The 21,637-nt window shown below is 36.4% G+C and carries 18 protein-coding genes and 1 rRNA gene; 4 read left to right on the forward strand and 15 right to left on the reverse strand.

Translation table 11 applies throughout. The annotated features are described in order from the left end of the window. Positions 1-122 precede the first annotated feature (122 nt). Both BLT30_RS09910 and BLT30_RS09915 read right to left on the reverse strand, forming a co-directional pair. Positions 123-1,076, reverse strand: a complete 954-nt coding sequence (locus tag BLT30_RS09910; RefSeq protein WP_089873389.1) for a hypothetical protein — start codon at positions 1,074-1,076, stop codon at positions 123-125. 27 nt (positions 1,077-1,103) lie between these two features. Continuing rightward, positions 1,104-2,963: a M1 family metallopeptidase gene (locus BLT30_RS09915; protein ID WP_089873390.1), complete on the reverse strand. Its 1,860-nt coding sequence runs from the start codon at positions 2,961-2,963 to the stop codon at positions 1,104-1,106. Positions 2,964-3,191: 228 nt separating this feature from the next. Between BLT30_RS09915 and BLT30_RS09920 the strand changes: the two genes are divergently transcribed. The 3 genes from BLT30_RS09920 (at position 3,192) to BLT30_RS09930 (ending at position 7,015) form a co-directional block, all read left to right on the forward strand. Then, positions 3,192-4,160, forward strand: a complete 969-nt coding sequence (locus tag BLT30_RS09920) for a zinc metalloprotease (RefSeq protein WP_089873391.1) — start codon at positions 3,192-3,194, stop codon at positions 4,158-4,160. Between the two features lie 132 nt (positions 4,161-4,292). After that, positions 4,293-6,515, forward strand: coding sequence for a glycoside hydrolase family 3 N-terminal domain-containing protein (locus BLT30_RS09925; RefSeq protein WP_089873392.1), 2,223 nt, complete (start codon positions 4,293-4,295; stop codon positions 6,513-6,515). 35 nt (positions 6,516-6,550) lie between these two features. Then, a complete protein-coding gene (locus BLT30_RS09930; protein ID WP_089873393.1) occupies positions 6,551-7,015 on the forward strand; it encodes a DUF4265 domain-containing protein in 465 nt (154 codons plus the stop codon). Between the two features lie 35 nt (positions 7,016-7,050). Here BLT30_RS09930 and BLT30_RS09935 read toward each other — a convergent pair whose 3' ends face one another. The 8 genes from BLT30_RS09935 to folK all read right to left on the reverse strand — a co-directional run bounded on the left by BLT30_RS09935 (position 7,051) and on the right by folK (position 14,934). Further along, positions 7,051-7,881, reverse strand: coding sequence for an endonuclease/exonuclease/phosphatase family protein (locus BLT30_RS09935; protein ID WP_089873394.1), 831 nt, complete (start codon positions 7,879-7,881; stop codon positions 7,051-7,053). Between the two features lie 32 nt (positions 7,882-7,913). After that, positions 7,914-8,495 (reverse strand): GDP-mannose pyrophosphatase NudK, encoded by a 582-nt coding sequence (gene nudK, locus BLT30_RS09940; RefSeq protein WP_089873395.1) that lies wholly within the window; start codon positions 8,493-8,495, stop codon positions 7,914-7,916. Positions 8,496-8,531: 36 nt separating this feature from the next. Continuing rightward, positions 8,532-9,482 (reverse strand): methionyl-tRNA formyltransferase, encoded by a 951-nt coding sequence (gene fmt / locus BLT30_RS09945; RefSeq protein WP_089873396.1) that lies wholly within the window; start codon positions 9,480-9,482, stop codon positions 8,532-8,534. A gap of 169 nt (positions 9,483-9,651) precedes the next feature. Next, complete coding sequence (locus BLT30_RS09950) at positions 9,652-11,553, reverse strand: RecQ family ATP-dependent DNA helicase (protein ID WP_089873397.1); 1,902 nt, start codon at positions 11,551-11,553, stop codon at positions 9,652-9,654. 73 nt (positions 11,554-11,626) lie between these two features. Next, the gene (locus BLT30_RS09955; protein ID WP_027381918.1) at positions 11,627-13,069 is read right to left on the reverse strand and encodes an OmpA family protein; all 1,443 of its coding nucleotides are present in this window, start codon (positions 13,067-13,069) and stop codon (positions 11,627-11,629) included. Between the two features lie 25 nt (positions 13,070-13,094). After that, positions 13,095-14,357: an OmpA family protein gene (locus BLT30_RS09960; protein ID WP_245707154.1), complete on the reverse strand. Its 1,263-nt coding sequence runs from the start codon at positions 14,355-14,357 to the stop codon at positions 13,095-13,097. Further along, entirely contained in the window at positions 14,335-14,511 is a 177-nt protein-coding gene (locus BLT30_RS18360) for a hypothetical protein (protein ID WP_245707155.1), read from the reverse strand. Before BLT30_RS18360 ends, BLT30_RS09960 begins: the two co-directional genes overlap by 23 nt. Before the next feature lie 21 nt (positions 14,512-14,532). Next, on the reverse strand, positions 14,533-14,934 hold the full coding sequence (gene folK / locus BLT30_RS09965) for a 2-amino-4-hydroxy-6-hydroxymethyldihydropteridine diphosphokinase (RefSeq protein ID WP_317040532.1): 402 nt from the start codon (positions 14,932-14,934) through the stop codon (positions 14,533-14,535). A 37-nt stretch (positions 14,935-14,971) separates the two neighbouring features. On the opposite strand from folK, the gene sppA reads away from it, so the two are divergent. Further along, a complete protein-coding gene (gene sppA, locus BLT30_RS09970; protein WP_089873399.1) occupies positions 14,972-16,723 on the forward strand; it encodes a signal peptide peptidase SppA in 1,752 nt (583 codons plus the stop codon). 384 nt (positions 16,724-17,107) lie between these two features. On the opposite strand, the gene BLT30_RS09975 is transcribed toward sppA, so the two are convergent. From BLT30_RS09975 to rrf, 5 genes are all read right to left on the reverse strand, one after another. Continuing rightward, on the reverse strand, positions 17,108-17,779 hold the full coding sequence (locus tag BLT30_RS09975; protein WP_089873400.1) for a DUF6048 family protein: 672 nt from the start codon (positions 17,777-17,779) through the stop codon (positions 17,108-17,110). Further along, positions 17,745-18,215, reverse strand: coding sequence for a DUF6452 family protein (locus tag BLT30_RS09980; protein WP_027381913.1), 471 nt, complete (start codon positions 18,213-18,215; stop codon positions 17,745-17,747). Before BLT30_RS09980 ends, BLT30_RS09975 begins: the two co-directional genes overlap by 35 nt. Before the next feature lie 24 nt (positions 18,216-18,239). Continuing rightward, positions 18,240-19,646, reverse strand: a complete 1,407-nt coding sequence (gene rlmD, locus BLT30_RS09985; RefSeq protein WP_089873401.1) for a 23S rRNA (uracil(1939)-C(5))-methyltransferase RlmD — start codon at positions 19,644-19,646, stop codon at positions 18,240-18,242. Positions 19,647-19,653: 7 nt separating this feature from the next. Continuing rightward, positions 19,654-21,153, reverse strand: coding sequence for a TlpA family protein disulfide reductase (locus BLT30_RS09990; protein ID WP_089873402.1), 1,500 nt, complete (start codon positions 21,151-21,153; stop codon positions 19,654-19,656). 308 nt (positions 21,154-21,461) lie between these two features. Further along, positions 21,462-21,569 (reverse strand): 5S ribosomal RNA (gene rrf, locus BLT30_RS09995). Between the last annotated feature and the right edge of the window lie 68 nt (positions 21,570-21,637).

The raw sequence follows: 21,637 nt of genomic DNA on the forward strand, positions 1-21,637 counted from the left end.
CAATATTGAAAATTTCAAATAAAAACGCCACAGGTTTCTGTGGCGTTTTTATTTTACAAATTCTTCAAATTATCCTCCGTCGTACAGTCCATAAAATCCCACATCGGATTCACAGATTTGATTTAAGGATTCGATATTACCTTATCCAGGTCCAGCAAAAGATAATTGATATTTTGATTGATGGTTCTCGTTGCAGACTGCATTTGATTCAGCATCGAGGCACGGTTATGCAGATCAGCTGAACGGTAAAGTCCGCCATTTCCAAAATTCACAGATTGATTCGCAGATTTCTCATCGCTGTCAAACTGATACTGGATCCATCTTTGCTTCATATTCTCTATAATAGAATGCTCACGATTTCCTGTAAACTTTTTCTCTGTGTACATATACCAGATGAAAGGCGGAAAATTCTTGGACAATAATTTTTGTTCCCAAATATCACGCAAAAGATTCCGCTCGTGGATGAACTCCACCTTCTTACCTTTCGGGTTAAAAGTTGCCAAACCCAATCCCGCTCCGAGTAAACCTCCGCCAATATTCACAGCATTTTCCACACCATTATCTTTTATAACGCCGCCGGCAACTGACGTCACAGCACCGGTAATAATCGAGAAAAGAATCAGCCTGTTGTTTCGGTTGCTGTTCATATTGTCCACATAATTTGCCATTTGCGCCACTCTTTCGCCTTCACAGTCAAATTCCGCAGCAACCGCATCCAGCTCTGTCAGCGCAATACTGATTTTGCTATTGATTTTGGTCTTGAGCTGAACCACTCTCAATTGGGATTTCAGCGTCGAGTCTTTTTTCAAGTCGATGATTTTCTCTGCTTCATCAATACTTTCCAAAGCATTAAGAATCAAAATGCTTTGGTCCGAGAAATATTGTTTAAGTTTCTGATTTGCTACAATAATAGAATCAGAATTATAGGAAGGGACTTTCTGAGAATAATTGTACTGAAGCGGCGCTTTGCAATAACTGTCCTTCAACGTCAGAATATTTTGCTGAATGGTTTTATTCTTTTGTGAGACACAGGACGAAAAAAATGCGAATACCAATAAAAGACAAATATTTTTCATACAAAATTACTCTTGTAAAACAAAGGATTAAAGACTTTTCAAATTATCATCGGAAGTGTAATCCATAAAAATTCCACCATCCAGATTCACAGATTTGATTTTCTTTTTAACAGGAATATTCAGATTTGTTGATTTCTGGTCTTTCTCCCAAACGATTGGTGTAAAATGAACTTTCTCAGTCGTTCCGTCATCGTAAGTCAAAACCACATCAAAAGGAATTGCAAATCCTCCAACATTATCGATACTTAGATTTAGCTGATTATTTAGCTGCCTAAAATCAGATAGTTTCAAATCGATATAATTATTAGTATAAAACCAATTATTGAACAACCAATTCAGATTTTTACCCGAACCCGAGTTCATAGAATTGAAATAATCCCACGGAATCGGATGTTTTCCATGCCAGTTATCCATATAAGTATGAAGCGCTTTTTTGAACAATTCATCGCCCAAATAATCCTTCAAAGCCAGATAAGACAATGCAGATTTCACATAAGCATTATTCCCATAACCTGCGCCCGAAAGCTGAGAGCTCATTGTAATAATCGGTTGGTCCTGTTCAGTAGAAGCATCATTGATCCAACGTTTCACACGAAAGTTTTTCATAAATTGATCCGCAGCTTCTTTTCCATTTTCATCAATGCCAATCAGGTATTCCAACATCGTTGCCCAACCTTCGTCCATATAAGCATATCTGGTTTCATTGATTCCCATATAGAAAGGAAAATAAGTATGCGCAATCTCATGATCAGCCGTCAGTCTCGCATCCTGCAGATCGTCTGGAATACTCGTATCGTTGATCATCATCGGATATTCCATATCAGCATAACCTTGAACGGCGGTCATTGTAGAAAAAGGATATTCTACACCAGGCCAGTTTTCTGAGAACCATTTCAGGTTGTAACGCATCCATTCTGTATATTTTTCAAAATCTTTTGCACCAGCATTGTAAGCAGATTGAACACTTGCTCTTTTTGTTTCTAATTGAACACTGGATGCATCCCAAACGTAATGATTGCTCAATGCAAAACAAAAATCCACAATATCATTCGCTTTGAATTTCCAGATGTTCCACTCATTTTGCTTCGTCACTTTACCCGATTTCATTTCAGATTCATTTGCAACGTGGATGATCTTATCAGATTTCAAAGATTCTTTGAAACGTTTCTGATATTCTGGTTGAAGCACCTCATCTGGATTCAGGAAATCACCCGTTGACCAGACCACAAAATTCTTAGGTGCGGAAATCGCAAAAGAATAATCATTGAAATCATTATAAAACTCCTGTCTGCCGTTGTGCTGTAACATATCCCATCCATTGTAATCATCATAAACCGAAATTCTCGGGAAAGAATAAGCCACATAAAAAGTCTCTGGGTCTATTTGTCCTTCTCTTCCACTTTGCTTTGCCAATGGATATTCCCATTCGATTTTGATTTCAGTCTTGGATTTTGAAGCGATCACTTTCGTCAATTTGACTACTTCTACAGTTCCCCAATTGTCACTGTTGATATTGTATTTTTCACCATTGATGGAAAACGATTTGATCTTAAGACCTTCTGTCAAAGCATCCTTGGAAGAAAACCCTGCTCTCGGCGCTTGTGGTTTATTCACATTATTCACAAACCGGATCGCCAACACCTTCAGCTCATCCGGACTATTATTGGAATATTGGATCGTTTCGGAACCGGAAACCATTTTTGTCTTTGCATCCACTTTTACATTCACATCATAAACGCCTTTGTTCTGCCAATAATTTTTTCCGGGTTTTCCAGACATATCACGCGTTCCGTTCGCATAAGCTTTTTTGATGTTCCTCGGCATATATAGTTCCTGTGCAGAAACTATAGTTCCAATCAGAATCAATCCCAATAATAGTTTGTTCATTGCTAGAAAATTTAAGTGTCAAAAATAAAGAATTAAATCAAAATGTTATTTCTAATCATTCAGAGAAGCATATACACATATGCTTGAAAGGAATTAAAATCAATTCAAACAAACGATTAATTAAACAATATTCAACACATAATAATAATCGTTAAATATTTTTTAAAACAAAATGCGTTTGAATGAAAAAAATATATACATTTGATAAAATTTTAAAAATATAATCCTATGAAGAAAACATTTTTTTACTTGGCCTCAGCAGTTTTGTTGGCAGCTTGCAGCCAAAATCCCGAAACCGAAACGTTGTCTGAAGATAACTCTACAACAACTGTATCTGCAAGAAGATCTTGTCCTTCCGAAGAAATCAGAGCAGAGCTCCTAAAAAGAGACGCAGGCGCTAGAGAACGCTATGCCAATATAGAAGCTGTTGCAAACTCATTCCAAGGGAAAGTGTTAGCAGATGGAACCGTGGATATCCCCGTTGTTGTAAATGTGTTGTACAAGACATCTGCTGAAAATATTTCAGACGCTAGGATTGCAGAACAAATTGCTATTCTCAATGCTGATTTTGGTGGAACAAATACCGATGCATCCAAAATACCGACTGAATTTTCCGGAGTCAAAGCTGGTGATACCAAAGTAAGATTTCACCTTGTGAAAACAGTTAGAAAAGCTACTACGAAAACCAAATGGGGAACTAATGACGCAATGAAAAAATCCTCAACAGGAGGCATTGATGCAACCACTCCAAACAGTTATTTTAACTTATGGATTGTTGGAAATATGGGCGGAATTCTTGGATATGCAACTTTCCCTGAATCATCTGGCCTTTGGAATGACGGTGTTGTAATCGCCGCTCCATATTTTGGTAAAACCGGCGCAACAGCTCCTTATAATCTAGGGAGAACTGCGACGCATGAGGTTGGGCATTACCTCAACCTAAGACACATCTGGGGAGATGCATCTTGTGGGAACGATCTAGTTGCCGACACACCAACACAAACTGGTGCTAACTACGGAAAACCAACTTATCCGTTATACAACACTTGCAGTGGAACTTCCAGATCTGTAATGTTTATGAACTATATGGATTATGTAGATGATGCTGCGATGTTTATGTTCTCAGCTGGTCAAAAAGTAAGAGCTCAATCTGTACTTACATCTACAGGAGCAAGATCTGGATTAAGAGTTTATTAACCAACTATTTAATTATTTATAGCTGTTTTTGCAGATTGCGAAAACAGCTTTTTTGTTTTAAATATTATTATTATTGAAATTAATATTATTTTTACGATATTAATTTCTCAAAAAGAGACAAAACGTTTTCTAATGAAAAAACATTTCCTTTCCTTTCTGTTTCTGACCTTTGCGATTAGCATTTCTGCCCAGAAAAGCATAGAGCAAAAAGTCAATGAATTAATTTCCAAAATGACTCTGGAAGAAAAAGCAGGTCAGCTGGTCCAATACAGCGGCTTCGAATACGCAACAGGCCCACAGAACTCTAATTCCAAAAAAGTTTTAGAAGAAATAAAAAGTGGAAAAGTCGGCTCTATGCTCAATGTAACTGGCGCAGAAGAAACCAGGGCTTTCCAAAAATTAGCATTAGAATCAAGATTGAAAATTCCTTTGTTGTTTGGACAAGATGTGATTCACGGTTTCCGAACGACATTCCCTATCAACCTTGGGCAGGCAGCAAGCTGGGATTTGGAAATGATAGAAAAATCCGAAAGAATTGCCGCAACAGAAGCCTCAGCTTACGGAATTCACTGGACATTTGCACCAATGGTGGATATTGCAAGAGATCCAAGATGGGGACGCGTAATGGAAGGTTCGGGTGAAGATACTTATCTCGGAACTAAAATCGGATTGGCAAGAATCAAAGGATTCCAGGGAAAAGGTCTGGGAAATATTGATGCGATAATGGCTTGTGCAAAACACTTCGCAGCTTATGGCGCAGCAGTTGGCGGAAGAGATTACAATTCTGTGGATATGAGTTTGAGACAGCTTAATGAAACTTATTTGCCGCCTTTCAAAGCAGCTGCCGAGGCTGGCGTTGCAACGTTTATGAATTCCTTTAATGATATTAATGGAATTCCTGCAACGGCTAACAAATATATCCTAAGAGATTTATTAAAAGGAAAATGGAATTTCCAAGGTTTTGTGGTTTCCGATTGGGGAAGTATCGGCGAAATGATAAAACACGGCTACGCCAAAGACAATGCTGAAGCCGGAGAAAAGGCCATCCTTGCAGGAAGCGATATGGATATGGAAAGCCGAATCTACATGGAACAACTACCAAAACTGGTAAAAGAAGGAAAAGTGGATATCAAGTTCGTGGATGATGCGGTAAGAAGAATCTTAACAAAGAAATTCGAAATGGGATTATTTGATGACCCATATAGATTTATCAATAATGACAGACAAAAACAACAGACGAATAATCCTGAGCATAGAAAATTCGGGAGAGAATTTGGAGCAAAAAGTGTAGTTCTTCTTAAGAATGAAAAAAAGCTTCTTCCACTTTCAAAATCGACTAAAACAGTTGCTTTGATTGGTCCGTTTGGAAAAGAAACGGTGGCAATGCACGGATTTTGGTCGGTTCCTTTCAAAGATGATGCACAGAGAATCGTGACTCAATTTGATGGAATCAAAAATCAGTTAGACAAAAACTCAACTTTGCTTTATGCGAAAGGTTGTAATGAAAATGACCAAGACAAATCGATGTTTACAGAAGCTATCGAAACAGCAAAAAAAGCAGATGTTGTAATAATGACTCTTGGCGAAGGGCACGCAATGAGTGGCGAGGCGAAAAGTAGAAGCAACATTCATTTCTCAGGCGTTCAGGAAGAATTGTTAAAGGAAATTGCTAAAACCGGAAAACCAATTGTATTGATGATCAATGCTGGAAGACCTTTGGTTTTTGATTGGGCAGCAGATAATATTTCGACCATCGTTTACAGCTGGTGGTTGGGAACGGAAGCCGGAAATTCAATCGCCGACATTCTTTTCGGAAATGTGAATCCAGGTGGAAAATTGCCAATGACCTTCCCTAGAACAGAAGGTCAAATCCCGGTCTATTACAACCATTACAACACCGGAAGACCTGCTGAAAAATCAACCGATAGAAATTATGTTTCCGCTTATATCGATTTAGATAACGACCCGAAATTCCCTTTTGGATTTGGATTGAGTTATACAGATTTCAAATATTCAAACTTTAATCTAAGTTCTGACAATCTTAAAGGAAATCAAACTTTAACAATTAATGTCAACGTTGCCAATACAGGAAATTTTGACGGCGAAGAAGTCGTTCAGCTTTACATCCGCGACCTTTTCGGGAAAGTCGTTCGCCCTATCAAAGAACTGAAAGGTTTCCAGAAAATATTTTTGAAGAAAGGCGAAAACAAAACGATTAACTTCAAAATAACTCCGGAAGATTTGAAATTCTATGATGACGAACTAAATTATGATTGGGAAGCCGGAGAATTTGAAATTATGGTTGGAACTAATTCGAGTGATGTGATGACGAAGAAGATTGTTTGGGAGAAATAAATTTTTTTTAAATTGCAATTTATTAGCAATTCACAATGAGTGATAATTCGGAAAAGATTTTAGTTCGATATTACAGTGATGTTCTTGAAGAAATCACAGTTGAAACTTTATGGACAGAAATCATCGACATTCAAAAAGGACTTTATAAAATTGATAATATTCCCTTTTATGGTCCGGATTTTTCTTGCGGGGATATCGTTTTTGCGGAATATGATGAAGACGAAGAATATATCACTTATAGAAATGTTGTAGAATATTCTGGAAATTCAACAATTCAAATCATTGTTCTTGATGAAGATATTGATGTAATGCAATTAAGAAATGAATTTGAAAATATAGGATGTGAAAGCGAAGGAATGGGAAATAAATATTTTGTAATGGAAATTCCAAATCATCTCAATTATTCTGAAATTTTCAAAAAGTTATCAAAGTTATGCTCCGAAGAAAAAATTGGTTTTGCAGAGCCAAATATTTCACAAAAGCATTCATCTGAAAAATAAAAAATCCTCTTTCAACAAGAGGATTTTTTATTTGTTTATTTCTTAAACTTAATCTCCGCCAAAATCGGAAAATGGTCAGAAGGATAAAGCAGATTTTCCCGTCTGTCATTGATTGTTCTGTTAGATAAAACATCAAAACCTTTTACAAAAATATAATCAATCCTTTCCTTCGGAACGGTGTTGATATCAAAAGCCGTGAACGTTCCTTTCGGTCCATAATGTGGTTTTTTGGAATGGTAATAAACATTGTCCAAAGACTTAGAAATAATTTTAATAGGCTCAGAATCATCCGTCAAATTGAAATCTCCAGTCAAGGTTAATGGAAGATTTTTCGGGTTAAGCTCTTTGATCTTTTCAAGAATCAACTTCGCAGAATTAACTCTGGCAACATCGCCAACGTGGTCAAAATGCAGATTGAAAGCCCAAAACTTCTTACCACCTTTTTTCATTTTGAAAAGCGCATAAGTGCAAACTCTATTGTACGCTGCGTCCCAACCTTTGGATGGTTTTTCTGGCGTCTCACTCAACCAGAAAGTTCCGGATTTCAGAACTTCCAATTTGTTTTTGTCATAGAAAATAGCAGAATATTCGCCTTGATTTTTCCCGTCATCTCTTCCAACGCCTACATAATCATAATCCGTCAATGTCGTTTTGATGTCAACCATCTGTTGTGGAACAGCTTCCTGAACGCCGAAATAATCCGGATGATAATATGACATCAATGCCAAAGCATCCTCTTTTCTGTTGTCCCACGAGTTTTCTTTATCACTATCCAACGACAAACGAATATTGTAAGTCATCACTTTCAAATCCTGAGAAAACACAAGACTGGATGCGAACATTAATCCGAAAAATAATTTTTTCATTTTAAATTTTTATAATTGAATTGATTTTAAATCTATAGAATATTTTTGAGTCTCACGTGCTGAAGTAACATAATTGTTTTCGCATCTTTGATTTCTCCCGAATCAATCATTTCAAGAGCTTTATCGATATCGAGTTCCAAAACTTCTATTTCTTCCTGCTCTTCTTCCAATCCGCCACCATCATTGATTTTCATCGACTTGGAATATTCCGCAATGAAAAAATAAAGAATTTCCGTAACAGAACCTGGCGACATATAAACTTCAAAAACTTTTTTGATGTCTGAAATCTCATAACCCAACTCCTCTTCTGTTTCTCTTTTGATACAGTCTTCGGGATTATCTTTATCCAAAAGTCCGGCGCAAGCTTCTATCATCATTCCGTCTTTGTTTCCATTTATGTAAGTGGGCAAACGAAATTGTCTCGTGAGAATGACAGTTTTCAATTCCTTATTATAAAGCAAAATCGTTGCACCATTTCCACGGTCATAAGCTTCTCTGCTTTGGGTTTCCAGCGTTCCATTTTTCTTCAGATATTCGAAAGTCACTTTGTTCAAGGTGTACCAATTATCCGATAGAATTTCTGTCTTTAAAATCTTGACTTTGTTATTTTGCATTGGAATCTATTATCTATTTGTCTATTCTCTTTTTGTCTAAGATTTATAATCCTCAAAATTCTGAATTCCATTAAGGAAATCCTTTACCGCCATTCTTTTCTTCCCTTGTATTTGAACATCTTCCGGATAATAAACTCCGTCTTTTGTATAGAATTTGAACTCGTTTTTAGAAATATCAAAATCACCAGCATCTCTTGAATGAGAAGTTAAATCAAAATGCCCTTTGAAAATTTTCAATGATTTTTCCTCATCTACGATTTTTAGAATTGTAAAAGCTGTTGGATAAGGCGACATTCCTCTTACAAAATTATGGATCGTTTCAGAACTTTGATTCCAATCGATTTTCAGATCTTCTTTGAAAATTTTATAAGCTGTTTTTGGATTTTCTTTTTGGGGCTGAGGTTTTTCTGTAATCGAATTTTCGGCTAATCCGTCTAAAGTTTTGATCACTAATTCTGAACCGACTACCATCAATTTATCATGCAAAGTTCCGGCGTTATCTTCTGGCAAAACTTCGGTTTCTGCCTGGAGGAGAATATGACCTTCATCTATTTTTTCATTGATGAAAAATGTAGTTACACCCGATTTTTTTTCGCCATTAATCACAGCATAATTAATTGGCGCTGCGCCACGATAATCGGGTAATAAAGAACCGTGCAGATTGAATGTCCCCAATCTCGGAATAGAGAACAAAACCTGAGGCATCATCCTAAAAGCCACCACTACAAAAACATCGGCATTCAGATTTTTGATTGCTTCTAAAAATTCTGCATTTCTGAGTTTTTCCGGCTGGAAAAGATTGAGATTATTTTCTTCTGCAAAAACTTTCACTGGTGAAGGCGTGAGTTTCATTCCTCTTCCGCTGGCTTTGTCGGCTGCTGTCACAACGCCTACAATTTTATGATGAGATTTGAATATCGCTTCCAGAGAAGCCTTTGCAAAATCGGGAGTTCCGAAAAAAACGACATTAAGGGATTTCGTCTGCATTTATTTTTATTAGATGTTTAATATTAGAGTTTAGTTTTGGCAGTGAATCTTACGCAGCCCGACTTGAGCGGAAATCCTTTTTTGCTTGTCTTCGGTTTCTATTGAACTGAAATCGTTATGCAAAAAAGATTGGGAGCGGAAGGCGGATTAAGCTGCCATAAAATTGATTCTATTGATTGAGCATATATGTTTTGTAATTCAACATCCTGACTTTTCCGATGTCCAAAAGGAAAATCAGGGTTTCTGAAATAGATTCTTTGGAATAAAAATTGAGGTTTGCCGCCATCTCGTTCAATGACATCGGTCGATTGGAAAGCTGTTGCGCAATATCGGATGATAAATTTCTTTTGGAATTGGTTCTCTTTCTGCAAATGGAACATTTTCCACAATTTTCCACATCTCGTTCCCCGAAATAACTGAGAATGAGTTTCATTTTACAGAAATCGGGATCTTGAATAAAGAACTTGTTTTCTTCCCATTTCCTCAGTTTATTTTTCTGAATATTATTAAAAAGTATCCAATATTCTCCAAACAAATGTCGGTCATTTCTAGGTTTCAAAAACTTGATGGAATGCTGGCTTCCGTCGAGATATTCCAGATGTCCGGATTTCTGCATTTGTTTCAGTCTTTCCTTGAAATTTGAAATATCAAATCCATTCTTTTTGCAAAAAGCCAAGTCGCTGAAATATACTTTTTGAATGGCCAAACCCGGCAGATTCCTAAACAACAATTCCATAAAATAGGCATCGGAGGGAGCCAATTGTTCCAACTCATCAGACTGTATAAAACTCTGAATGGTAGAAGCCGAGATATTATTTTTGTAATAAATGAGCTCCTGATTGTTCAGAAACGTCAGAATATTTTTGATTTTTGCAGTTGATAATTTGGTCAGATTTTTAATTCTGTTGATGTCCAGCTGAAATGTTCTTTCCGGCAAATCGGAATCTGCAACCTGAAAAATGGAATACAGATAAGTCAATATTTTTTGATATTCTGACTTGTTAGGAATCTGGTTTTGGAATGTATTATCGATGTTCGTGAGTTCCTGTTCGTTCCAAAGCATTAGAACCAAAGCCTCGTTTCCATTTCGTCCTGCTCTTCCAATCTCCTGGTAATAATTTTCTATCGTGGAGGAAGGTGAAAGATGGATAACAAAACCAACATTGTCTTTATCGATTCCCATCCCAAATGCATTGGTGGAAACCAAAACGTGAAACTGACTGGCAATCCATTTTTTCTGAAGCTTTTCTTTTTCATTAGGAGTCAAACCTGCATGAAAAAAATCGACATTTTGGAATCTGTTATTTTTAAGAAACAATGTTAGCTCTTCTGCTTCTCTTCTGGTCCTTGTATAGATAATTCCTGAAACCGGATTTTGTCTTAGAAATTCTAAAATCCGGTTGTACTTGTTAGAGGTATTTTCTAGAATGATATTCAGGTTGTCTCTTTTGAAACTTTGCTTATAAATCTGAGGATCATGAAGTCCTAGCCTTATTGAAATTTCTTCAACTACTTTGTTTGTAGCCGTTGCCGTCAACGCAAGGCAAGGCACATTTTTGAATTCCTGCCGAAACTTTTTGATGTTCTGATAACTCGGACGAAAATCCGAGCCCCATTCAGAAATACAGTGAGCTTCATCTACTGCAATAAATGAGATATTGATTTCCTGAATATTTCTTAAAAACAATTGATTTTGCAATCTTTCTGGAGAAATATAAAGAATCTTAATCAATCCATCTTTACAGCGGTTATAGACAGACTCTTCCTCGAACTCGTCTAATTCTGAACTTAATAATTCAGCTTCAATTCCCAGACCTTGCAAAGAATCAATCTGATCTCGCATCAATGCCAAAAGTGGAGAAATAACAATGCAAGTTCCTTCCAAAACAATCGCTGGTAACTGATAGCAAAGAGATTTGCCGCCACCAGTCGGCAATAACGCTAAAGTATCTTTACCATTAATAACGGAAAGAATAATATTTTTTTGTGAAGACCGGAAATCATCAAAGCCCCAAAATTGTTTGAGTGTTTGATGAATTAATCTGTCCTGTGATTCTGTGAAAGAAAGCATTTGTAAATTTAACCATTTCTATAAAATAAAAAAACCGCATTACTGCGGTTTTTATGATATTGAATTTATTTTTTTATTTAGCTTCAAAATAAACTCTTCTGTTAGCTCTGTTTTTCCATTCCGGGCATTTAGAAGCTGGTTCACATTCTGGATAAAGAAGATCAGTTTCTCCTTTTCCTAAAGCTTCGATTTTATTTTTATCAGCTCCGTTTTGAATAAGGAAATCTTTAACGTTATTAGCTCTTCTTTCAGAAAGACCTTGATTGTACTCTTCTGTTCCCCTTGTGTCTGTACCACCAATTACTCGGAAGCTACTGTTAGAAGAATTAATATAATTAATTGCATTATTTAGGATTGGCGTATTAGATGGTAAAATCCTATCTGAATTTAGATCAAACTCAATGCCCTTAAGTAGTGTCGTTTCTTCTGAAACAAGTCCTGTTCCACCATTGTTATTTGTTGTAAGTGGGCAACCGTTATTTTCTACCGGTCCAGGAACTGTTACACATTTGTCATAAAGATCGATAACACCATCCAAATCTGTATCCAAAGCTACACCAGCGCCATCAACTCTTGCACCAGCAGGTGTATCCAATTGTCTGTCCCAATCATCACATACTCCATCATTATCTACATCTCCTTTTTTACAAACCTCTAGATCTTGTGTCTTGTCTGCTAGCACATCTAACTTGTAATAGATTTCTTGTAACGGATCATGCCACATCAAGTGTGATTCATGTTTCCCTAATTTGAAAGTAACTCCCAAAGTTGTGTTGAAGAAATTATCCGAAATCTGATCTTCTGTAAGGTTATAACCTGTTTGTCCAACACCAGCTCCATCAAACTCATCATCACCAGTCACAACATACATTACCCTTCCTTCGATATCAAATCTGTTATTGATTTTAAATTTAAGACCAGCTCCCGCTTGTCCGAAAAGAGATCCTAATTTGAAAGGTTTTTTCTCAATATTTAAAACTTGGTTGTACGGACCAGGATCTTGTCTATAAGACTTATATGCAATTGTTCCAATACCTGCGTATCCGTGTAATGCCCATCTGAACGGAGATTTATTATCCACCCTTCTGAGAAGGTTAGAAAAGTTAAGATCCCCCAAAATAGAAATCGCATCATATTGAGTTCTACCAGCTATTTCTCTTCCTGTTAACTCGACATGATCTTTTGTATTAGCATAACCTTGTCTTGTCTCCCCTCTATCATATTGCAAATTAAGTCCAAATGCATGGGTAATAGCTTTATCAACACTTACATAAGCAGAATATCCAAAAAGATTTTTCCCGTTACCATTCTTGATGGACGTCATATCTGCTGATTGAATCAATGGGACACCAGCCCCTATAGATATGGACCAATCATTGAATCTTTTGGAAGATTGTGTGAATGGAGAAATATTTTGTGATCCAGAATTAGCTCCTCCTGTCGAAGCTTCTTGTCCAGCTAAACCCATAGGCAACAATAAACCTATTGCTACTAATGATAATAAATTTTGTTTCATATTTGAATGTTTTTTTTCTAATTATTTATTTTGCAATAAAATATACTCTTCTATTTGCTTCATTTTTCCATTCCGGGCATTTTGTAGCCGGATCGCACTCAGTATATTTAAGATCATCTTTACCTCTACCTTCAGCAGTTAAAACATCTGCTGGTACACCTTTACTAACAAGATATTTCACAACAGCATTAGCTCTGGACTGAGAAAGTTTCTTATTATAAACAGCAGAACCTCTTGTATCTGTAGCTCCGATTACGAGGAAGCCTTTATCCGCGCCTAATGTTTTGATAATATCTGCAGCCTTATTAAGGTCAGAATATGACTTTTCTCTAATAACATCCTTATTAAGTTCAAACTCTATTCCATTAAAATATTTGTTGATCTCATCTATGGCAAGTTCTCTAGATGGCAAAGGCTCTTTAATTTTTTGCTCTATTGGACAGCCATTATTATTGACAGGGCCTGGAACCGTAACACACTTATCGTTAAGGTCAATAACGCCATCCAAATCTACATCCAAAGCAACTCCAGCTCCATCTACTCTAGCTCCGGCAGGCGTATCCAATTGTCTATCCCAATCGTCACAAACGCCATCGTTATCCATGTCTCCTTTTTCGCAAACTTTGAAATCCTTGAATTGTTCCTCAAGGTCCGCAGTTTTCGCATAAGCTCTTTGAAGAGGATCTACCCAGCGAAGGTGATCGTCGTGCTTTCCAAGTTTAAACGAAATCCCTAAATTTACAAGCCATGCATTATCCGTATAAGAATCATTAATCAAGTTGTATCCCGGAGTTGCATTTCTTGTCCATCCACCTCCATCAAATTCCTCATCTCCACTTATCAGATATAATGTTCTTAATTCTACGTCAAGCAGACGAGAAATATTATACTTCAGCCCAATACCTCCGATATAGCTAATGCTTGAAATATCTATTTTCTGTTTTATGTATAAAGGCCATTTGCTAAGGACAGCATTATCTTGTAAGAAGGTCCTATATCCCATTACACCAATACCTCCGTATCCATGCAATGCCCATCTAAAATTAGATCTATTATCCACTCTTCTCATGATATTAGAAAAGTTGACATCCCCTAGCAATGCAATTTGGTCGAATTTGGTATAACCATGCCCCACTCCGGCGGCATCATTCAGATAAGCTTTTTGTTTTGTTTCACCCCTCGTATACATTAAGGAAATCCCAAATGTATGACTGATCTGCTTATCCAAACTTACATAGCCATTCCATCCCCAATTGATATCTCCATCATAAAGAGGTAAGATCGGCATTGGCCATGAAAGCACCACCCCCGCCAACAGAAACTGACCAATCTTTGAAAAGTCGGCTTTTGTTATTGAACGCTTGCTTCGGTTGTGTATTTTCCTTAGTCTGTGAAAAACCAAGAGCTGGTAATAGAAAAAGTAATAATAATTTTTTTTTCATAATCATCTGTGTTAAATGAGTTTATTTTACAAACCTGATTATCTCTTTTGCAAATTCCCTTTCATAAAGATTTTTATGATGAGGAACAATCAATCCCTTTGAGATAAACTTTATATTATTGTATAATATTATATCAATGTCTATAATCCTGTCCTGATATGTATCAAAATAACTCGAGTCTTTTAAACGACCCATTTCTATTTCGATGTTTTTTAATTCAGAGAGTAGTCTTATAGGTGAAAAATGTGTTTTTAATTTAATTGCAATATTACAAAAATTATTGATACTATCAAATTCTACAGGTTTTGTTAATATTAAATCTGATTTAATTAAAATAAGACCTATATTGTTTTCTATTTTTTCTAAGGCAATTTCAATATTTTTGCAGGGATTATTTATATTACTTCCCAGTAACAAAACCACATCATTGTACGACATATATATCAAATAATATAATTAGATGAAAAGTTTTTTCAAATTAGTTTTAGCAAATTTAACTGCAATTTTCATTATAATGGCAGGTTTTTTCCTGTTTTTTATCGGATTTATCATTTTATCATCGATATCGGGAGGCACAGATGTCAAATCGAATTCTGTTTTGACTCTCGATTTAAAAACAAAAATAATTGATAGTCCGTCAGAAGACCAGGAAGATATTTTTGCATTTAATAACAAGGAAAAAGAAACTTCTGTCTTGCTTTATGACATTTTGCAGGCTATTGAAAATGCAAAAACTGATGACAAAATAAAAGGAATTAGTCTGGAAATGGACAATATCAATGCCGGGATGACCCAATTAGATGATATCCGAAATGCGTTAATAGATTTCAAAAAAAGTGGAAAATTTGTTTATGCTTATGGTAATACCGTTTCTCAGGGCGCCTATTATTTAGGTTCTGTTGCTGACAAATATTATCTGAACCCAGCGGGATTAATAGAATTGAAAGGACTTTCTACAGAAGTAACTTTCTTCAAAAACTTCGCTGAAAAATATGGTGTAGGCATACAGGTGATCCGCCATGGGAAATTCAAGGCTGCGGTTGAACCTTTTTTAAGAGACGAAATATCTCCTGAAAACAAAGAGCAGCTTTCGACTTTACTGAATGATATCTGGTTAAACACCTCCAATAAAATTGCAAGTTCCAGGAAAATACCTCTGGCAGAACTAAATACAATTACGGATAGCCTTTATAGCTACCTTCCCAACTTAAGTCTTAAATATAAACTTGCGGACCAACTGATCCAAAAATCGGAATATGATAATATCATCAAGAAAAAACTGAATATTGATAATGATAAGAAAATTAATAAGATATCATTTGCAAAATACTCAGAATCTTTGAATTCTGATAGTGATGATAAACAGATCGCGGTCCTGTATGCATCCGGGGCGATCTATAACGGAAAAGGCTATGATGGCATCTATTCTGAGAATTTCATAAAAGAGATCAAAAAATTACAGAAAGATGACGATGTGAAAGCTGTCGTTTTCAGAATCAATTCGCCTGGTGGAAGTGCCAATGCTTCTGATGAGATCCTTTTTGAATTACAACAACTTAAAAGAAAAAAACCTGTCGTGGTTTCTTTCGGGGACTATGCTGCTTCCGGAGGTTATTATATCGCCATGGGAGCTGACAAGATCTTCTCGGAACCTAATACTTTGACCGGATCCATTGGAGTTTTCGGAGTTATTCCCTATTTCAAAGAATTGGCTGAGAAAAATGGCATCAGAAGCGATGTCGTCTCTACCAATGCCAATTCTAATATGATATCTGCAATCAACGGTCTAAGTCCCGGAACCCTTAATATAATGACAAGGAGTGTAGAATCTACCTATCAGCGCTTTGTACATTTCGTAACGTTGAACAGAAAAAAATCTTTTGAAGAGATAGACGCTTTAGGCGGCGGAAGGATCTGGTCTGGTGTGAGAGCTAAACAAATTGGTCTTGTAGATGAACTGGGGACTTTACAAGATGCGATCAATTACGCAGCCAAGTCTGCTGGCCTAAAGGATTATGGTGTTTCTTCTTACCCTGCAAAAGTTTCGAAATTTGAACAAATATTTTCAGCGGAAACAGAAGAGGATTTCTCGACGAGGCTTATCAAAAATAAAATCGGGAAAGAGAATTTCAAAATCTTCCAGCATATTACTGACCCCGATACCAGATCTGCGGTAATGATGGAAAGCCCTTTCAGTATAAAAATCAACTAATTTTTATAAAAATAAAGTTTAAAAAGCACAAAGCCCAATAAACGAGCTTTGTGCTTTTATTTTTGAATCATCACTCTCTATTTAAGATCATGAGTTTGTAACAAGCCGTATGGGTTTCGGTAGATGAGAAGCCACTCTCTGGATATTAACAAGCTTGTTATTGATCAACATCTAGCTTGTTGTTGACTAACTTCTAGCTTGTTATTGACCAACTTCTAGCTTAAAGTTGGAAACCTTCCAGGCAATGATAATCATGACATTGATCATATAGCTGATGCCTAGGCTGAATGGAGATATCCGCCTAAGATGGAAGAGGCCAACTGCAATGCCATTAAAACAGAAAAGCCTGCTCACTGCAGACTTTTTATGCTTTTATTGAATGTACTAAAATTTGTAAGCGATATTCCAGCTAAATCCCATTGTGAATTTACCCGAACTTCTGCCAAATCCGGGAACGATCATCGGTTCTATTTCGTCCTGCTTCGTAGTGTATGCAAGATATCTTGGTTGTACATTGACATCTATAAAGAAATTGCTTTCAAAGACCTGAACTCTTGCTCCTAACATAGCCTCTATCCAATAACTGCTTTGTGTAGAAGGGTCGAAAGCCAAAGTAACGCCTTCACTATACATTCCTTTTACTGGAACTGCCATGTATTCTTGTGTATAAAAACTGCCGGCTAATTTTCCTCCGGCATAGAAACCGTTCAAATCATTCTCGGGGTCTATTGACAACATATAAAACCCACCAACCTTGGCAAACATTCCGTCAGCTTTCGCATCGTATCCGTTTTTCTGATAGATATTTTTATCATAACCTAGATCGATTACTGCGTGTGTTCTTTTATTGATCCTACTAGAAATAAAACCTTGAAACAGCTTTCTGTCTCCAAAGAGCCCAATTCCAAGATTCAGTACATCCGCACCTATGGTAAAGTTAGGTGTGTATTTCCATTTTATAGAATCTGATTTTTTATTCTCTGCAGGTTCATTCTGAGAAAAAACAGAGATACAAAATAGACTAAAAACGCAGATAAAAATTGATCGTGTTCTCATCTGTAAGTGATGTATGATTTTGTTCAACAAGTGAAACTGGGTTACTTTTTAAAAGTTCGGCTTTCAGGTTCTCATAGTTCTTTTTAAAACCGCAGGCTGGTGAAACATATACCGCTTTGCTATCATAGTTGATTCGGACTTTTGAACTATCTCCATTGATCGTTGTCTTAAAATAAACATCTGTATAAGGACTGTCATCCACCTTCAAAGGAATGAAAACCGAATCTACTTTTCCAGCAGACATGATATTGGTAAGTTTTGTATTTCCATAATCTACATATACATACAGAGAATCTACCTGCATCAATTTTCCACCACTATCATGAAACTTCAGCTTCAATCTCGGTGTAGAATCTCCTCCCAGACAGATGTCATCATCTCCTCCGCAACTTGTTAAGATCAAGATAAAACTTAGAAAGAAAAATATTTTTTTCATTAAATAAAGGTAAGAGAAAATGTTCTATTTTTTCAAAAGCAATGCAATATTCTCCACATGATGTGTTTGCGGGAACATATCCACAGGTAGGATCTTTACCAGATCATAATCATCTTTCATGAGTGCTATATCTCTGGCTTGTGTAGCAGAGTTACAACTTACATAGACAATCCTTTCCGGTGCCAATTTCAATATCTGTTCTACCACTTTCTGATGCATACCGTCTCTTGGCGGATCGGTAATCAAAACATCAGCTTTCGGATGATTTGCCAGAAACTCATCATTGAAAACATTTTTCATATCACCGGCATAGAATGTTGTATTATCAAGCCCATTCAGTTCTGCATGTTCAATTGCTGCATCAATAGCTTCTTGTACCGCTTCTATCCCAATAACTTGTTTGGCATTTCTTGCAACATATTGTGCAATAGTTCCAGTTCCTGTATAAAGATCATAAACGACTTGGTCGCCTGTCAATTCTGCAAATTCAAGAGTTTTTCTGTAAAGTTCAAGGGCTTGACGGTAATTGGTCTGAAAAAAGGATTTTGGTCCAATTTTGAATTTAAGGCCATCCATTTCCTCATAAAGAAAACCTTCCCCAAAATATGTTTGGATATCCAGATCATAAATGCTGTCGTTCCCTTTTGGATTAATGGCAAAGACAAGCGTCTTGATCTGTGGGAATTGGCTTAAAAGGAAATCAAACAACTTGATTCTTTCAGCTTTCATCTCCTTGAACAATTGAAAAAGGACCATCCACTCACCTTTAGAATTCTGGCGCATCATCAATGTTCTTAGGAAACCTTCCTGTGCCTTTACATCATAGAATTCCAAGCCATTTTCAACTGCATATTTCTTCACTGTCAAACGAATCTGGTTAGAAGGATCTTCCTGAAGAAAACATTCTTTAAGATCTAGGATCTTGCTCCACATTCCCGGAATATGGAAACCTAAAGCATCTTTGTTACCGAAATTCTCCTCTGAACTGATCTCATATTGAGTCAACCAACGTGCATTGGAAAAAGAAAATTCCATTTTGTTGCGATAGAAATATTGCTCTTCCGAGCCCAGAATTGGAATAATATCAAATCCTGACACACCTCCGATTCTCGTAATGTTATTTACAACCTCATTATGTTTGAAATCCAATTGTTTCTCGTAAGCAATATTTTGCCATTTGCAACCACCACAGGTTCCAAAGTGCACACATTTTGGCTCAACTCTGTCTTCAGAATATTCCAAGATGTCTACAACTTCACCCTCGTAATAGTTGCTTTTGGCTTTTTTAACCCTTACATTTACCAGATCTCCTGGCACTGCTCCGGAAACCAGAACAGTCTTTCCTTCTGTAGTCTTACCAACAGAAACTCCTTTCGCACCTGCGGAAAGGAGTTTGATATTTTCAAGAATCAGATTCTTTTTTTTCTTCATCTATCATTTATTTTGTTGCTGTAGAATCAGTTGTTGTTGGCTTTTGTTGCAACAGATCATTTTGCAATTGTGCCGGCTGATTAACAGATGGTGCTTGTAAACCGGAAATTTTGTTCATCTCTTCTACAAATTTAGCGTCGCCCAAATTATAAAAAGTTTGGCTAGCAACTTTTCCATCTTTATCTATCAAGAAAAAACCTGGAATCTTGAATCCATAGATAAAAAATTTCTTAGCATATTCTGATGACAATCCGCCTTCAGCATAATAATTAGTTCCAGGAATTCCTTTCAACATTGCATTTGCTGTTTTAGTAAATTGCTCTTTTGTATCATCCAGATTTACAAAGGCAAAGTTAACCTTAGCTTTATAGAAATTAACAACTTCCTTAAGAACAGGAATCGTAGACTGTCCGATATAAGGATTCCAAGAAGCATAGCTCATAACCAAAGTTGGTTTGCCATTCGATTCGATATTTCCAGATTTACCATCCAATTTCAGTAAATTGACCTTTGGGGCAATTTCACCTTTCTTCAGTCCAAAAACTGCATTGATAGCAGAATTCAAATCTTTCTTAACCTCAGAATCCTTGATATATTCTTCGCTGATCTTTTGCACTTTTTCTACTTCACTTGTATAAGGATTAAGATCAAACTTTGCAATTACGAAAGCCAATAGATAATCTTTTGTTTTTTGAGATAAGTCTTTATTTGTAGCCAAAAATCTCGCAAAGATAGTTGACATGCTAACATTGTCTTTGTCTTTTTGTTTAACTGCAAAATTCTGAAAATCTTGTCCTACTTTATTTAAAAGATAGTTTCTATAAACAGGAAGGTTTTCTACCATTCTGTCATTGTTCTTTGTCAAAGATTTTTCATAATCAAGGAAGTTTTTTGAAACTTTGAAAGACGGGTCACTAGCAACTTGTCCATGTGAAGATTCATATTGAACCAGGAATGTAAGAACATTGGTTGTTAATTCATCTTTCTTCAGTTTTACTACATCGCTATCAGGGCCAATCTTATCAGCATTTTCATCGATATTCTTTTCAAGGTCGGCATAAACTTTTTTGATCTCGGTCAAAAAATCAGATTCTTTCTTCTGAAGTAGTCCCATATTGAGTTTAGAACTATAAGTCTCCATATATTTCTGAGTCGCAGTGATGAAATCATTATTCTTCTTAGCATCTCCTTCTATCTTATAAACTTCAGGGAACGTAGCAGCATCTCCAAAGATTTTAAGGTTCTGTCCTTTTTTAAGATAAATAAAATTCATTTTTCCGGCATATGTCATAGCATACATCCCATTTTTTGGAGCTTTGAACTCACCTTTGAAATTACCTTTCTCGTCAACACCTATATTGACCAATGGCAAAGTAGCTACGCCTGAGGCTTCTATAAATTCTATTCTTTCCAAAGGAGAACCTCCCTTGATATTTCCTTCAACCTTAACTTTGGAGCAAGAAACTACTATCAAAGAGAGTAAAAGAAGAAATAAGTACTTTTTCATTTTAAAAATTAATTTGTGCAAAAATAACTTAATTAAGATTTGAAAAAAAATGAAATTTGCATTTTTATCAAAACATTAACAGATAATACCTATAATAGGAGATAAATGTTATGAAGCTTTCAAACTTCAAAAATAAATTATTCAAAAAAATGATTGCCCTAATTAAATAAATCTCTCCATTATCACCTGGGTGGGTGGGTACGGGCTTGTCCTATAGGGTACAAAAAAGGCCCATCCGGACAGATAGATGGACGGGGCCATATACCAAAAAAAAACGCTCATCAATTACTTGATGAGCGTCTGAAAAAAACTGGCGGCGACCTACTCTCCCGCTTTCGCAGTACCATCGGCGCTAGAGGGCTTAACTTCTGTGTTCGGAATGGGAACAGGTGAGCCCCTCTGCTAGAACCACCCTAAAGGCTGTCACGTACAAAGGGATGTACGGTATATTTATATCAATGTACAATGTATCTTGTAAAATGTA

It is taken from the genome of Epilithonimonas hungarica, assembly GCF_900102265.1.
Classification (GTDB): Bacteria; Bacteroidota; Bacteroidia; order Flavobacteriales; family Weeksellaceae; genus Epilithonimonas; species Epilithonimonas hungarica.

Excerpts from the sequence above, each read along its gene's own strand:
- BLT30_RS09910 (WP_089873389.1), bottom strand. The coding sequence starts at position 1,076 with ATGAAAAATATTTGTCTTTTATTGGTATTCGCATTTTTTTCGTCCTGT.
- BLT30_RS09915 (WP_089873390.1), bottom strand. The coding sequence starts at position 2,963 with ATGAACAAACTATTATTGGGATTGATTCTGATTGGAACTATAGTTTCT.
- BLT30_RS09920 (WP_089873391.1), top strand. The coding sequence starts at position 3,192 with ATGAAGAAAACATTTTTTTACTTGGCCTCAGCAGTTTTGTTGGCAGCT.
- BLT30_RS09925 (WP_089873392.1), top strand. The coding sequence starts at position 4,293 with ATGAAAAAACATTTCCTTTCCTTTCTGTTTCTGACCTTTGCGATTAGC.
- BLT30_RS09930 (WP_089873393.1), top strand. The coding sequence starts at position 6,551 with ATGAGTGATAATTCGGAAAAGATTTTAGTTCGATATTACAGTGATGTT.
- BLT30_RS09935 (WP_089873394.1), bottom strand. The coding sequence starts at position 7,881 with ATGAAAAAATTATTTTTCGGATTAATGTTCGCATCCAGTCTTGTGTTT.
- nudK (WP_089873395.1), bottom strand. The coding sequence starts at position 8,495 with ATGCAAAATAACAAAGTCAAGATTTTAAAGACAGAAATTCTATCGGAT.
- fmt (WP_089873396.1), bottom strand. The coding sequence starts at position 9,482 with ATGCAGACGAAATCCCTTAATGTCGTTTTTTTCGGAACTCCCGATTTT.
- BLT30_RS09950 (WP_089873397.1), bottom strand. The coding sequence starts at position 11,553 with ATGCTTTCTTTCACAGAATCACAGGACAGATTAATTCATCAAACACTC.
- BLT30_RS09955 (WP_027381918.1), bottom strand. The coding sequence starts at position 13,069 with ATGAAACAAAATTTATTATCATTAGTAGCAATAGGTTTATTGTTGCCT.
- BLT30_RS09960 (WP_245707154.1), bottom strand. The coding sequence starts at position 14,357 with ATGCCGATCTTACCTCTTTATGATGGAGATATCAATTGGGGATGGAAT.
- BLT30_RS18360 (WP_245707155.1), bottom strand. The coding sequence starts at position 14,511 with ATGAAAAAAAAATTATTATTACTTTTTCTATTACCAGCTCTTGGTTTT.
- sppA (WP_089873399.1), top strand. The coding sequence starts at position 14,972 with ATGAAAAGTTTTTTCAAATTAGTTTTAGCAAATTTAACTGCAATTTTC.
- BLT30_RS09975 (WP_089873400.1), bottom strand. The coding sequence starts at position 17,779 with ATGAGAACACGATCAATTTTTATCTGCGTTTTTAGTCTATTTTGTATC.
- BLT30_RS09980 (WP_027381913.1), bottom strand. The coding sequence starts at position 18,215 with ATGAAAAAAATATTTTTCTTTCTAAGTTTTATCTTGATCTTAACAAGT.
- rlmD (WP_089873401.1), bottom strand. The coding sequence starts at position 19,646 with ATGAAGAAAAAAAAGAATCTGATTCTTGAAAATATCAAACTCCTTTCC.
- BLT30_RS09990 (WP_089873402.1), bottom strand. The coding sequence starts at position 21,153 with ATGAAAAAGTACTTATTTCTTCTTTTACTCTCTTTGATAGTAGTTTCT.